Source organism: Pseudomonas sp. Pse1 (assembly GCF_024519635.1).
Classification (GTDB): Bacteria; Pseudomonadota; Gammaproteobacteria; order Pseudomonadales; family Pseudomonadaceae; genus Aquipseudomonas.
Genome location: NZ_JALJRO010000020.1, coordinates 59,730 through 72,902, shown reverse-complemented (window position 1 = coordinate 72,902; position 13,173 = coordinate 59,730). Strand labels below are relative to the sequence as shown.

19 protein-coding genes are annotated in these 13,173 nt (G+C 58.4%); all 19 read right to left on the bottom strand.

The features are described 5' to 3' along the window. Positions 1-126: 126 nt before the first annotated feature. Positions 127-432, bottom strand: coding sequence for a phage tail assembly protein (locus NR126_RS23530; protein ID WP_256831726.1), 306 nt, complete (start codon positions 430-432; stop codon positions 127-129). Then, complete coding sequence (locus NR126_RS23525) at positions 425-775, bottom strand: phage tail tube protein (protein WP_256831725.1); 351 nt, start codon at positions 773-775, stop codon at positions 425-427. The genes NR126_RS23530 and NR126_RS23525 overlap by 8 nt, the downstream gene beginning before the upstream one ends. A 53-nt stretch (positions 776-828) precedes the next feature. Then, the gene (locus tag NR126_RS23520; RefSeq protein WP_256831724.1) at positions 829-2,307 is read right to left on the bottom strand and encodes a phage tail sheath subtilisin-like domain-containing protein; all 1,479 of its coding nucleotides are present in this window, start codon (positions 2,305-2,307) and stop codon (positions 829-831) included. Beyond that, positions 2,304-2,552 (bottom strand): DUF2635 domain-containing protein, encoded by a 249-nt coding sequence (locus NR126_RS23515; protein ID WP_256831723.1) that lies wholly within the window; start codon positions 2,550-2,552, stop codon positions 2,304-2,306. Before NR126_RS23515 ends, NR126_RS23520 begins: the two co-directional genes overlap by 4 nt. After that, complete coding sequence (locus tag NR126_RS23510; RefSeq protein WP_256831722.1) at positions 2,549-3,121, bottom strand: hypothetical protein; 573 nt, start codon at positions 3,119-3,121, stop codon at positions 2,549-2,551. Before NR126_RS23510 ends, NR126_RS23515 begins: the two co-directional genes overlap by 4 nt. Positions 3,122-3,145: 24 nt before the next feature. Beyond that, entirely contained in the window at positions 3,146-3,667 is a 522-nt protein-coding gene (locus NR126_RS23505; protein WP_256831720.1) for a hypothetical protein, read from the bottom strand. After that, positions 3,660-4,037 carry a phage head closure protein gene (locus NR126_RS23500; protein WP_256831719.1) on the bottom strand — a complete coding sequence of 126 codons (378 nt, stop codon included), beginning with the start codon at positions 4,035-4,037 and terminating at the stop codon, positions 3,660-3,662. Before NR126_RS23500 ends, NR126_RS23505 begins: the two co-directional genes overlap by 8 nt. Continuing rightward, on the bottom strand, positions 4,037-4,378 hold the full coding sequence (locus NR126_RS23495; RefSeq protein WP_256831718.1) for a head-tail connector protein: 342 nt from the start codon (positions 4,376-4,378) through the stop codon (positions 4,037-4,039). Before NR126_RS23495 ends, NR126_RS23500 begins: the two co-directional genes overlap by 1 nt. A 1-nt stretch (position 4,379) precedes the next feature. Further along, on the bottom strand, positions 4,380-4,751 hold the full coding sequence (locus NR126_RS23490; protein WP_256831717.1) for a hypothetical protein: 372 nt from the start codon (positions 4,749-4,751) through the stop codon (positions 4,380-4,382). Between the two features lie 58 nt (positions 4,752-4,809). Next, entirely contained in the window at positions 4,810-6,003 is a 1,194-nt protein-coding gene (locus NR126_RS23485) for a phage major capsid protein (protein WP_256831716.1), read from the bottom strand. Positions 6,004-6,071: 68 nt separating this feature from the next. Then, entirely contained in the window at positions 6,072-6,935 is an 864-nt protein-coding gene (locus tag NR126_RS23480) for a head maturation protease, ClpP-related (protein WP_256831715.1), read from the bottom strand. 2 nt (positions 6,936-6,937) lie between these two features. Next, complete coding sequence (locus NR126_RS23475; protein WP_256831714.1) at positions 6,938-8,239, bottom strand: phage portal protein; 1,302 nt, start codon at positions 8,237-8,239, stop codon at positions 6,938-6,940. A 150-nt stretch (positions 8,240-8,389) separates the two neighbouring features. Next, positions 8,390-10,066: a terminase large subunit gene (locus tag NR126_RS23470; protein WP_256831712.1), complete on the bottom strand. Its 1,677-nt coding sequence runs from the start codon at positions 10,064-10,066 to the stop codon at positions 8,390-8,392. A 2-nt stretch (positions 10,067-10,068) separates the two neighbouring features. Further along, positions 10,069-10,476: a hypothetical protein gene (locus NR126_RS23465; RefSeq protein WP_256831710.1), complete on the bottom strand. Its 408-nt coding sequence runs from the start codon at positions 10,474-10,476 to the stop codon at positions 10,069-10,071. A gap of 221 nt (positions 10,477-10,697) precedes the next feature. Further along, the gene (locus NR126_RS23460; protein WP_256831708.1) at positions 10,698-10,967 is read right to left on the bottom strand and encodes an HNH endonuclease; all 270 of its coding nucleotides are present in this window, start codon (positions 10,965-10,967) and stop codon (positions 10,698-10,700) included. 128 nt (positions 10,968-11,095) lie between these two features. Beyond that, on the bottom strand, positions 11,096-11,428 hold the full coding sequence (locus tag NR126_RS23455) for a phage holin, lambda family (protein WP_256831707.1): 333 nt from the start codon (positions 11,426-11,428) through the stop codon (positions 11,096-11,098). A 74-nt stretch (positions 11,429-11,502) separates the two neighbouring features. Then, positions 11,503-12,129, bottom strand: coding sequence for a hypothetical protein (locus NR126_RS23450; RefSeq protein WP_256831706.1), 627 nt, complete (start codon positions 12,127-12,129; stop codon positions 11,503-11,505). Positions 12,130-12,243: 114 nt separating this feature from the next. Beyond that, positions 12,244-12,807, bottom strand: coding sequence for a hypothetical protein (locus NR126_RS23445; RefSeq protein WP_256831705.1), 564 nt, complete (start codon positions 12,805-12,807; stop codon positions 12,244-12,246). Positions 12,808-12,810: 3 nt separating this feature from the next. After that, the gene (locus NR126_RS23440) at positions 12,811-13,128 is read right to left on the bottom strand and encodes a hypothetical protein (RefSeq protein ID WP_256831704.1); all 318 of its coding nucleotides are present in this window, start codon (positions 13,126-13,128) and stop codon (positions 12,811-12,813) included. Positions 13,129-13,173: the final 45 nt, after the last annotated feature.

Genomic DNA, 13,173 nt, shown 5'->3' with positions numbered 1-13,173 from the left:
CGGCCGCACTAATGCGCTGCGCGTGCTGCAAAGACTCCTGCAGCACGTCAAGCGGCCGACTCATCATGTTTTCAGGGTCGACCTTCCAAAACCAGGCCAGGTCGTAGACGATTTCCACGACCTGGCTTAGCTCGGTTCCGTCACCGGCTTGACCTGTGAAGCCGGCGTCAAGAAAAAACCCGCCACCGCCCACGCCAGGCCGTTCAAGTCATTCAGGTCCAGTTGATTGACCGATGGCGCAGGGATCGCGCCGCAAATCACGATGTATTTGGCGGCTACATCCAGATCGATGGTCACAGATTCGTCTTTGGCGATTACATAAGGCAGCTTCCCGATGGCCCGGCACTCTGGAACGGTAGGCCGGCGCAGGGTGATGCTGGCAACCTCTTCGCCGTGTGCCTGGATCGGCTTGCTCAGTTCATGCTTAATCATTCCAAACCCCTTTATCGCCGTTCCATTCAAAATCAATCGTGCCTTCATCGCCCTTAGTGGACGGCTCGCCGACGATGTACGCGCCCGACAGGACATAAATCCGACCATTGGCAAACTCGACGGTGATGGTCGAATTGGTGGCGGTCATCAGTTGCTGAATCGGCAAGTCCGGGTCATCGATAGCGGTTAACTTCACATACGGCGCCAAGTCTTCTTCTTTGAAAAACCCCGGCGCCACGGTTTCGCGCTTTTTGTCACTCAGCGGGCATTCAACGCCCCCTGTCACAGTGACCTGACCGCCATCCACTTTGGCGTAGACGGTGCCGGCTACTTTTTTGCCCATTGCGTTCTCCCACAAAAAAGCACGCACTCGGCGGGCTTTCGACGTTCGTTAAATCAGGCTGCGTACTGCAGGCGGAATTGATACTGCAGCGCGAAAATCCGCAGTTGGTTCACCAGATCCGGTGGGAACAGGATGTTCAAGCGGTTCGGGTTTTCGTTGGAGCGCTCGACAATCAGGTACTTGGCGAACGCCTCGGCATTCTCAACAATGCCCAGGCGCTCCAGGGCGTAATAGGCGCCGATGAGCTCGCCGCGAATCACCACCGGCGTCACGATGGCCTGGCCCGCACCAAAACGCGTGCCGTCATTGGCGAGCTTGTGACGCCCATACTTGCTGGTGATCAGCCCTTTCAGGTACTTGATCACATAGGCCGACTGATGCAGCGTCTCGCTGTCCAGATACGAATCATCCGGCTGATCGAATGCGTTCACCCGATAGCTGGTTACACCGCGCTCGATGCGCATCGCGCCACCGCTGTAGCTCGCCGTGGCGACGCCATGGGTCAGCAACGATTGCCGTTCAGGCAGCGTGAAGCGCGACCCCGCCGGCGCCGGCATGCTGCCGTTCAGCTCGCCGCTTTGTGTCGGTCGCGCCGGATCGGCGGAAATAAACACCGCTGTGCGCGCGGCATAGGCCGCCGCCTCACGCCAGAACGGACCGGGGCAGCCGACCTCAAAGCCGTAAGTGGTGACGTGCTGATCGTTACGCGTAACGCCGAAGGCAACCAACTGCCCGAGCGTGCCGCGCTTGGCGGCGTACACATGCCCGTAAAGCTGCTTGGCCCAACTCCAGCGCCCGGTTGAGTCGTCCATGAACTCTTTCCAGGCGTTGAGCGTCGTGGCATCCGTCCAGGGCGAGCAAATGAACTCAAACGGCTCATCGCCCAAGCTGGCAAGCACCTCGCCCACGTCAGGCGATCCCGCGCCGGACGCCATTGCCGTCAGCGCCACCACCAGCCCGGCCGGCGTGGCCTCGCCGTTGTTGCGCCCCAAGCGGTTCATCTGCAGCGAAATATCATTGCCGCTATCACCGGCCCATTTGCAGGTCAGCGTTACTACCCCGAGCGCGGCAACGGCCGACACCGACAGCCCGGCCTCGTTGACGGCGGCTGCCAAGGCCGCTGCCGCCTGGGTCGGAGTCGCACCGCTGGGCACCACGGCGCGCACGCGGGTACCCGCGATATACAGATTCAGCAGGCCAGACTCCGTTGCGGCGCCGGTGATGGTGACTTTGCCGGTAGCCTGGGCGCCCGTGCCCTTGATCGGCAGACACCAGATTTCGCCGACCGGATCGATGCGACGCCAAACGTCATACATCTGCTCCAACATCGAGCCAACGCCGCCAATGCTCTTGGCAAGGCCCAGGGTCGATACCAGCGTCAGTTGACCAATCTCCAGGGCCGTCGAATCATCGTTGACCTGAGCGACAATCAAGCGCGGCATGCTCGATGTAGCGCTATTGGCCTGGCTGTTATCGACCTCGGCATAAAACAGCGGCACGCGGATATCGGCCGGAATGGTGTTCAGGTTCATTGGGCGGCACTCCGCTTGGCGGCCTTGGGTTCAGCAGGCGGCTGTTCCGGTTGATTCACCGGCTCAGGCACTTGCGCTTCTTCTGCAGGCGGATCCGCCGCGATCACGTCTTGATCTTTCAGCCGACGTTGCCAATAGGCAGTGTTCGGCACTGAGTGGACTTCGCCGGCCAGCAACAACTTGCCGCCGCTCTCCAGGTCGGGAACCTGGCGGCCCTCGCCCAGCGTCACAAAAAGTCGCGTCATTGGGGTAAATCCTCGCGCGTGTTGAATTCGACACGGCCGTCAGGCGCGCCGCTGTTGGTGATTAGGTCGTAATCAATATTCAGCCCCTCAAGCAGGGGTAGGCCATCCAGCTCGCGTTCTTGCCAAGTCTCCGGCGGATCCGACTTGGAGTTGCGCCCTAACTGAAACTCGGCGATGAAGTTGAACTGGTACACCACCCGAGCGCGGCTGATGTGCAGCAGCGCGCCTTTCCCATACTCGATCGAGCTGTACTCGGGGCCTGGCTCCCAGCCCACCAGTGCCCGCCAAAGCTCGGCGCGCAGGTCGTGCAACAGGTCATTGGCGTCCTGCCCGCGCTCATCGGTGGGTTCAAGGACGATGACCACGCTAAACTGATCGGTGATGTCCTGGACGGTGACGTTCTGCGCTTTGCTCGGCGTCGCAACATCTGCCGAGGCGATCACGTAGGCCGCCGGCAGTGCGAGCTTTGCGCTTTCCACAACAGCATCCCAATCGATGCCACCGGAAATTCGCTGGGCAAAGCTTGGGCATGTCGCTCGAAGGTGAGCAACGATGGGATTCAGTTTCATGGGGGTATCCAGAGAGTTAAACGATCAGCCCAGGGCAGCCGCAAACGCCGCAGACAGAATTGATTGAACTTGCGGGGCAGCATCCTGCAGGGCGTCGACCATGTAATTGTTACGCGGGGTGATGCGCCATTCGCCGGCGGCACGCTCGGCAACTAAGCGAGCTCGTTCACCCTTGGCTCGACGGTTGGACTTTCCCTTCCCTTTGCCCGGGGCAAGCTTTCCGGGCCGGCGCCCCTTCTTCACCCCGTAGTGCAGGTAAGCGGGGTAAAACTCTTTCATCGACGTAGTTTTTGTCGGGGATATCCGAACCAGAAAGCCGGAGCGCGAGACCTTGAAACTGATGGACTGAACCGTCTCGCCCGTACGGTTGATCGGGTAGCCGTCCTGATCCTTGCCCAGCACCAGGTTCATCTGCGCTCTTTGGGTAACCAGCCTGCCGACCTTACGCATTCCTGCGCGGATCTTGCGTTTATCGAAAGCATCTCGCTGGAAGCTATCGAAGCCCTCTACGTGCAGATAGGCATCAATCGAAGCAGAGTTAGACATAGATCCCTCCCCCAGATTGTTGTGGACCGAGTTCTTCCACCTCGAGGACCGTAAACCGATGCGCGCCGTTCAGATCGGCGCTGCGTTTCACCCGATACAACGTCTCACCATGAACCACTTCGTGCGCCTCGGTAATACCCGGGTGGTAGCGCAGGGTGATGCGGTGAGTGAGCTTGTTATCCGTTTGAACCCCATTGGCGTAGATCGCGGTCCCGACAGGCTCAATCTTCGCCCAGCGTTTTCTAGGCTCAGAAAACACCGGCTCCAGGCCCATATCCGCAGCCGGGACATCGGACCTGAGTCGGAGGGTAATACGTCTGTTGAGCTCGCCGGTATGCGGCTCACGAAACTGGTTTGTGCCACGAGCCATTAGATCCCCCAGCCGATTCGATACGGCGTCAGCAGTGAACGAGATCCGGCAGGCATGCTGCTGAACTCATCCCCCACAAACGAGTCTTCGCGGTTGCTGTAGAGATTTCCTAGAATCAGCAAGCACGCTGCGCGAATGGAAGGGTTGATCAAGATCGGCTTCAAACCTGCGGAGCCATTCAGGAGCGCAGCATCCAACGCAGCCGCATCAGCATAAAACCGGCGATTGAGAAATTGCGCTGCGCTATCTTCCGCGGCGGCCAGCATTTGCTCCACGTCGGCCCGATCCTCATCCTCAGCCCTGAGGTGTCGCAGTGCGTCGTCTGTCGGGATCACGTTCATGTCAGGCCTTCGGGTCTTCGTCGGACGCGAGGCCCTTGGCGATCAGCAGGCTTGCCTCGTGCTTGGGCGACTTGTAGCTCGCCCCACCGGCACGCCGGATCTCCTTTCCATCCAGGTAGCTGCGCAATGGGTAGAGAGTGACGAATGGATCTGCCGAGGGTTCAGCGTCAGCGTCAGCGTCAGCGTCAGCGTCAGCGTCAGCGTCAGCGTCAGCGTCAGCGTCAGCGATCAGTGTTTGGGTACCTTCATCCAGCGCGCCAGTACTTTCTTTGGTATCCGCCTCAACAGTTGGCTGGTTCAACGTGACTGTCGGAACGGTTTCGCTCTTATCGGAAACAACATCGCCAGTTGCTTTTACCTTGGTACGACTCATGGGTTGATCTCCCAGGAATAGAGTTCCGCCAATGGACGGAACTCTATTGAGGTGCAAATTAAGGCGCGGTCAGATCGCCGGTCACGAACGCTTCAGGGCGATACACGGCGAAGGCCAGGCGCTCTTCTGCACGGATGGTCACCATGTTGTTCTCGAAATCCTTGTCGTTCTCGGTGGAGACCAGAACCTCGATACCCATGCGGTCCAGGATCTGCGCGGCCAGGCTGAAAGCACCGACCAAGAACTGGTCCTGGACGATGGCCTGCGTTTCAACCACCGGTAGATTCCACAGTCGTGGAGCGGTACCTTCCTGAGGTTTGCCGATGATGTAGCGACCTTCACCGTCCTTCAGCAGCTCGATCGCCGCCCAGTCGATGGGATTGAGCACCACGCCAGTCGACGGAAACTCGGCGAGAGTTGCCTGCAAGAGAGCCAAGCGAATCCGGTCAATCCGTTGCAACGCCTGAACGTCGATGCCGGCTGGAGCGGCATAAACCTGCGCCTGCGGAACGATCCCGTGTAGGTTGTTGCCGGTACCATTGCCGTACAGCAGCTGAGCCTCCTCAGCCAGAAGCAGACCGTAACGCGCTCGAGCATCAATGAAACTCTGCAGCGCCGCCGCGTCATCCAGGATCTGGCGACTGCCTTTGAACAGGTGGGCAATCGTCCGTACGTTGGCATTTTCCAGTTCGAACTTGAGATCGCTGTAGGGCTTGGCCATCCCCTCCCCGACAACTGCAGCGTTGTTGGTAAAGCCCGTTTCACGCACGTACTCGTACGCATTGCTGTTGGTCGTACCCGGGGCGACCAAGTCGCGGATAGTCAGCCGACGTTGTGGCGCAAGAGTAACGCCGCCACGCTCCGGAGCCACCAGGGCACCGCCCGAACCAGGAGCAGAGGTGATGGCGGCGCGTGGCACTTCAACCCGGCGAGAACCACGGAAGGAACTGGTGAGCCCTTCCTCACTGATCTTGGCCGCCACCAGTTGACCCGCAGACTGCTGGATTTCCGGCTCATGCCGTTTGCCGGCATTGACCAGCTTCTGCTCAGCGTCCTGCATTCGGGCCTGAAGCTCGCCCTGTTTGAGCAGCAGTTCGTCCACCTTGCCACGGGTTTCAGCCTGCATCTCTCCGGAGGCTTTGATTTCCTTCTCGGTGCGCTCGGCATAGGTTTTGATCTGATCGCCTACGGCTTTCAGGTCAGCTTGGGTTTGCTTCTGAGAAGCTTCGATTTGGGAAAGATCGACGGGCATGTTTGGGTCCTTTCAGAAATGAAAAAACCGCCACGCGGGCGGTTGTTAATCGGTTGCGAAACCAGGCGCTAGAGGGCCGGAAGCAGGTTCCGGAGCGCTGACGCCTGATGAGCGGTTTCTTCAAACGCGGATGCATCAAGGGAAGCGCGAGGCATACCCGGCACGACAGCGCGGAGCGTGTCGTCGCCAGCAGCGCTAGGCATGCCGGACTTGATTTCGGAAATGAGTTTGCGGCGCTCGGAGCGAGTCATGCCGGACTTGGCCAATGCAGCGTCCATCCTGCGAGCGGCGTGGGCCTGGGCTTGCTGATCATCCGGCGCTTCCTTGACCTCGGCCGCCGAGATCAGGCCCGTTGCAAACCCCTTCTCCAGTGCATTCGCACCGTTCATGTAGGTCTCGGCATCGAGCATCTTCTCGACGGCCTTTTCGTCCTGGCCGCTGGTGTCGGCATAAAGACCGATCATTGCGCGATCAAACTCTTCCATGGTGTCTGCAAGCTCCCGGATCGCATGGCGATTGCCCGCAAAGTAGGTCCAGCAGTTGTGGATCATCAAAAAGGCGGTCTTGGCAATCTCTCGCTTGGCGCCGGCCATCGCAATAACGGAGGCTGCCGAAGCCGCCAACCCCAACACCTTGATGGTGACCTCCTGCGAGTGCTCGAGGAGACGGTTGTAGATAGCGATGCCTTCAAACATGTCGCCGCCGGGTGAGTTGATGTACACAGTGACGGGCTTGTCGCCGATGGCTCGCAACGCAGCGTCGACTCGCTTCACTGTGACCCCCTCTCCCCACCAATCCTCGCCGATGACCCCATACATGGTGATGGTCTCCGTCCCCGCTTCCAGCGCGGCGCGAATATCCGGGTTCCACATTTCAAGTGCGCGAGGGCTCAGCTCGCAGTGAAAACTGCCAGCTTTAATGTTCAGCGGCATGACTACTCCTGGGGCTGGTCAAGCCAGCTTTTTAACGCGGCCTGAGCGGTCTGCGCATCGGTTGACTGCCCCAACTTGTCGATTGGGGCCAGATTGGTTTGGACGGTCAGTACCGCGGCGTTGCCACCATGGCGAGGAAGGTTCTCTTTCACGCGGCACTCGTCGCGAGTCATGATCCCGTTCTGGGTCATCTTGCTGTACCACTCGGCCCGCCCAGCGCTATCGGCCTTCAGAAAAGCTTCCAGCGAGAACTCGACGTAATAGCTCCGACGCTCTACCGGCGTGAGCAATCGCTTATTGACGCATTGCTGAATCTGATTGGTGATCGAGCTGATACTGAAGGTCAGAAACGCGATCATTTGCTGCTCTAGACCCGTTCCCCAGTTACTACCCGAGTCCGTCTTGCCGACCATCCAGGGCGGAACACCAAACCAGCGGCATACTTCCTCAATGCTGTAAGTCCTCGACTCCAGCAGTTGAGCATCCACTGGATTGATGCCGATTGACTCCGGGGTGATGCCTTGCTCAAGGACCGGGGAACGACCGGCGTTCAACGCGCCTGAGACCTGCTTGATGTAGTCCCGGAACTCTTCACGCTGCTCTGGGCGCAACACCCGATCAACCTTGAACGCCACCGCCGGCAACAGCCCGTTTTTGAAGGTGCCATTCGCGGCATCGTCCGCCGACATCGCGGCGCCGAAGACATCCGCACCATAACGAATAGCCGAAAGCCCCACCCGTCCATCAAGACTGAACGCCGGAATGTGTAGCATGTTCTGCCGTGCGATCTGCCGCCGGGGCCCCTTCCGCGGCTTGTACCAATAGGTGATACGACCATCGTCATCCAGCTCGAGGTCGACGCGCGAAGGCAGCAGAAAATCCAGTGCCACCACCCGGTTTCCCGTACGATGAATTTCCGCATAGGCATTACCGCGCAGCAACATCGCAGCCACCATGGCCTGCCAGAACTGGAAGGCCGTCATGTCCTCGTTCGGACTGGTATGAATGACGTCATACAATCCAAAGTCCCTGGCATCCTTTCGACCACCATCGACCTCGCGCTGATAAACACCGAGCGGAAGACCCGCCACCGAAGTTGAAATGATGCGCACACAGGACCACACGGCCGACAGCTGCATGGCGCTGTCGACGGTGACCGTTTTCCCGGAGCTCGACTGTCCACCCAGGAACTGCCCCCAGAAACCGCCGTCGTTCAACTTGATGGACTTTCCGAACCAATCACCGATAGAGGCGCTGGGCTTACGCGCGGCCCGACCAATCACGGTCGCTAAGGATTTAGTCACCGGTTAGCCCCTTGCGCACAAAGCCCGCGATGAGAAATAGCGAGCCAGCGCCGGCCAGCAAGGCCCAACCCAGTCCAGCCAAGATAAATACACCCGCAACTGCCAGGCCGAACCCGCACAACGCGGTCAGAATGAATACGTGCAATGGGTTCATACGATGATTGGGTTCCGAATGGCGGCCATGAAGTCGTCATTGCCGCGCCCTTCTGGGTTTAGCGAGATCAGGGTCACGGCATTTAATAGAGCCATCAACGGGTCAATCTTGGCCGACCCGCTGGCTTGCTTGGTGATGAGGATGGAGTTGGCCCGGGGCTCGACCTTGGCGTTGCCCACACACCAGGCCATCATCGCCTGGCCACCGTGCTTCATACCGCCCTCGGCGAGCTTGCGCTCAGCGGTCTTGATTGCCCCGCCAAGCTTCCAGCCCTGGCTCACCGCCACAATCTTTTCGGGCGGGATGTCTCGCTCGATCATTGCGTCATAAATCGCGCCAATGCCGACCGGGTCACAGCCCACCTTGTCGAGCAGTCCGGATTCCTCGAGCTGCTCTACCAGGTCGGCCACATCATTCACGTCATCACCGATTCGCTCGGATAGAGTCAAATCTCCGTCCTTCTCAAAATCATAGAAACGCGGAGCTTCAGCTTTTCGCCGATCAAGCACTGACGGATGAGCCCAGGCATGAGTCCAGATCAGCCAGTCGCGAGTGCGTTTATCGCGACCCACGGCGGCGAAACCCAAGAGGTCATCGAGTCCACCACCATCAATACCTGCCGCAATTACTTCAGACATCGAAATCAGCATATCCAGGGTCAGCACCGGCACCGCCGCTGCCGCCCAGAAGTCAGCCCCAGCCCATCGGTCCGATCGCAGGTTAAGCCCAATCTCGATGTTGAGATGCTTAGCCAGAAACTGCTGAAGAGTACCGTCGGAGGCGCCCTGCTTTTTCTTGAGCTCGTCACCCAGCCATTCGGCACTCACCGATCGGCCTAGATTGGGGTTGGTGATGTAGAAGTTTTCCGCTCTCAGGTACGCCTTATCCTCAATCATCTGCAGGGGGAACTCGTACAGAACACCCAGCGTTTTGCGGTCGAGGATCTTGCCGTCCCGCACGTTCCGCCAGTAGCTCAGCCGCTCCTTGAACACGCCGGCAGGAGGGTCGTCACTTTGCGTCGTCAGGAATATCACCCACCCCTCTTCACGAGAGATTTGACCACCGAGCGCTTCCATAAACATGGACTCGGCGTTGGAGCGTTTACCAAAGACCCAAAGCTCATCGACCAGAACCTTGCCCGACTTTTTGCCTGAGACGGTATCGGTGTCGGCTGCAACGACCTTCAACGAGTTGCGTGTGGTGCGATCTGTGATGGTCCTAATGTGATCCTGGATATGGAACATCGCTGACAACTCTTCGTCAGCCCGGACCATTGCCGCGGCGGGCTTGAAGGCGTTGTCTGCGACCTCTCGGGTTGGCGCCAGAATCAGATGTTCTTCTTCCTCCCGCCAACAGAGGATCAATGCGGTGAGCATGATGCCGGCGGCGATGGTGCTTTTTGTGTTCTTTTTACTGATTAGCAGGCCGAATTCTCGGATCAGCTGCTTGCCGGTTTCGGCGTCGTAGGCTCCGAAAATGCAACGTACGAAGTTGAACACCCACTCATCACAGCAGTCAGCCATCCTTGGCTTGCCCGGCAGATCAGGTACGCGAAGCTCTTTGAAAATCTGCAGGGCGCGTTCGGCCTCCTCGACGAAGATCGGTGGCGGGATAATCGATTCGCGGGCGATCAAACGCCGCTCCCAATCGGGGCACGCTGTCGACCACTCCATAATTAAACCTGCTTACCGTTCGCTGTGGCTAATTTGGGTGGGGCCTGCCTCGAGAATTTTCCAGCAGCCTGCTCAGCCGCCTTTTGCTGCTCGTCCTTCTTGCCACCATCCCCCTTTTTGACGTGGGTGTATTGAACTGCAGCAATGGCCGCCCTGACCTGTATCGGACTTGCATCAAGCTGGCCCAGGGCAATCCTTGTCAGCAAGGACAGCATGTCCATCTCAGGCGCCTCGACCGGAACCGCCCTTTCGCGCTTCAGTGCGCCTCCGTGGGGCTGCGCCTCCAACTCAACGGATACCGCTGAGCCATTTGCTGATTCAACTGTCGCCTTCTTTTTTCGCCCAGCACCCGGCCGGGCGCCGCCAGAGTTGGGGCGAGCGCCCCCGCTCTTGCCTTTAACGCCTGCCATTTGCTGAATTCCTTTTTTCAAAAAGGGGAAAAAATCTCTACGTGAGAGGGCAAGTGGTGTCCGAGGTAAAAGGTCGTACGGTTTCGACCCGCCCCACCCCTCCCAGCCCCCAAATGACAATGGTTGTCATTTTCGATCGAATCGAGGGAAAACCCAGAAAAGGGCTCGACCAGACGTCAACGCGACTCTGCAGGTCGCACCATGCAGCGCAGGCGTCTGGCTCAGGCTCGGCCAGCCCCCTTTGCCGACTCAATGGCAGTCTTGGTTTTGTGGCAAGGAACACACAACGCCTGGAGATTCGACTCATCATCGGTACCTCCTGCCGCCACGTTGATGATGTGGTCAACCTCTAGATCCAGAGTGACCAAACCGCAGTGGCAGCAGGTGTACTGGTCGCGCTCGAGAATGACATTGCGAATGCGCCGCCAGGGGCGACCACCGCGACCAGAGCCCCAACCATCTGCCCCCTCCGCCGCAACCGGCTTGGCCATCTCACGCTGCGGAGCAGCCTGCATCCTTGGCTTGATCGTGCAAAGCCTAGACATTGCGTACTCGACACATACATCTTCTCCGGACAATCTCGCGCCACGATTTGGCGCACTCGAAAACGTGGCGCGGATTACTCGACCTTCCGACTCGGTAGCTTGAAGTCCGCGAACCGATCGGCAAGGTCGGCGATCTTCTTCACACCCAGGAAGCCGATGAACACACCAGCAGCCGTGGCGAAGTTCTGAGGTAAACCGAAGTACTCAAGCAGCGGGATCAGGCCAATAGTAATCAGCGTGCAAAGCGAAGCTTCAAGCAGCGCCTGGCGTCTGGTGCCACCGCCATAGATGATCCGCAATGCACCCACCACGAAGGACAGTGCGCCGGCATAAATCGTCGGCGCATGTTGGCTCAGCCACGCGAGTACGAGCAGCCAGGTGTCTGGTTTGTCGGGCATGTTTGGCATCTCAGATCCTCCCGATTGGGAGTCAGAAAACAAAAAGCCCAGTTCAGTGACTGGGCTTCGAAATTTGCTAGCGATCAATCTTGATCTGTTTGGCGTGGCCAAGATCGCTTAATTACTTCCTTCTTCGTTTCTTCCCACGCAAGCAGGAGGTCCGGGAATTCGTCACTGACTCCCCATCTCTGACCGAAAGAAGGAAGCCCGTGCTTGCCTCTCAACTTACACGCCAAAAGGTACGACTCATAACCGAAATACCCGACGACCTCTGCCTGGTGTGCATGCACCTCTGTTGGGTCGAAAGAAGCGTCATGAATTGCATAAAGATGTTCGTTCGCCAATGCCTTTTCGGTAGTCAACCAAGCCAAATCACTTGCGTACTCAGCATCTAGATGTTTCAACTCGTCGTTGGTGATATCTAGCTCAGGATAAGGGCAGTTCGGCCAGTTTTGATAGTGGGTGTGCGGGTCTAACCCAGCGGAGTACTCATAGTAATCCCTCCTGTTAAACCGCGATTGGAGCGCATAGAGGTCGAGCTTCGCGATCACGCCAATGGCTACAAACTTTGCATCTCGTGCCCGGTCCCGACTTTTAAACAACCAATCTTTCAGCCAGCCAATGACCGAAGCAACGACGCCACTTGCCAAAACGATCTTGAGGATGTCCCCCCAGCCAAGAACAGTGGCCGTCACTTGAACTGGTTCCACCTAAGGTTACTCCATTAAAAAAGCCCGACTCTTTGGCCGGGCTTTGTGTGTCGCCTCTCATAACGCGCAAGATCGACATGATGGGGTTAATTTACGGCCAATTGGCCACTATGGTCAAGCGGCATCTACGAAGATTTGTTCTTGGTCGAAAATCTCTGTCGCATGGATCACGGCGGCCTCTTCCAGCTGCTCTAGCCGCTTGTGAACACCACCACGCCAGTTGCGGCGTGTGCGCTCCGGGGAGCCGGCGAGGTCCCATGTGTTCATATCGTAGAACTCGGCCGGCAGCACGATCATGTCGGTGGAGCGCTTGCCAGATTGGATGCCCTTCAGCTTCGGGATGGCCCACGCAGTGAGCGCCTTGTAAACGAACAGCTCCGGTGCTGGGGAAACCATGCGCGCCACCAGGCGGCCAATAGCGCCGACCTTGTTGGCCTTGTGCGTTGAGTACTTGGCCACAAGCACATCCCATTGAGCGGGCTCAAGCTGGCGATGCAAGAGTGCATAAAGGCAGCAGTCGTAGTCGAACTTATCGCGCACAGATAGCGTGCTGCCCGTCCCGCCTTGGCGCGCATCGGCATCGATCAGCTTCTGCCATGATTGCTTGGCACTGTTGTCGATATTGTCGGCGGCCAGTACGCGTACCAGGGTGCCCATCACGTCTTTATAGATGCCCATCACTCAATCCCCTGTGAAGTTGGTGCCGCCGGCTCCGATACGATTACTGCTCTGATACAGCTCCTCGGGACCAGTGACCTGAGGGTTCCTCAATTGCTCGATCTGGCTCGTCGCGACCCGCAGATTCATGCCCAACTGGGTTACTAGTTCGTCCAGGGGTAGAGCCTGGCGGGTCCAGCCATCAATCCAGCCGGAAGCGTTGCAAGCCTCGCATGCCAGCTCATGAAATACGCCCTGCACCACCGCCCGACCTTGGCAGGCAGGACACTCAGCCAGCTTGATCACCTGCTTCTTGAAGGATTGCCCGTGTGACTTCCTCATGCTTACTCGATCCATTCGCCACACCCCCAACTTAAAGGATTGAAC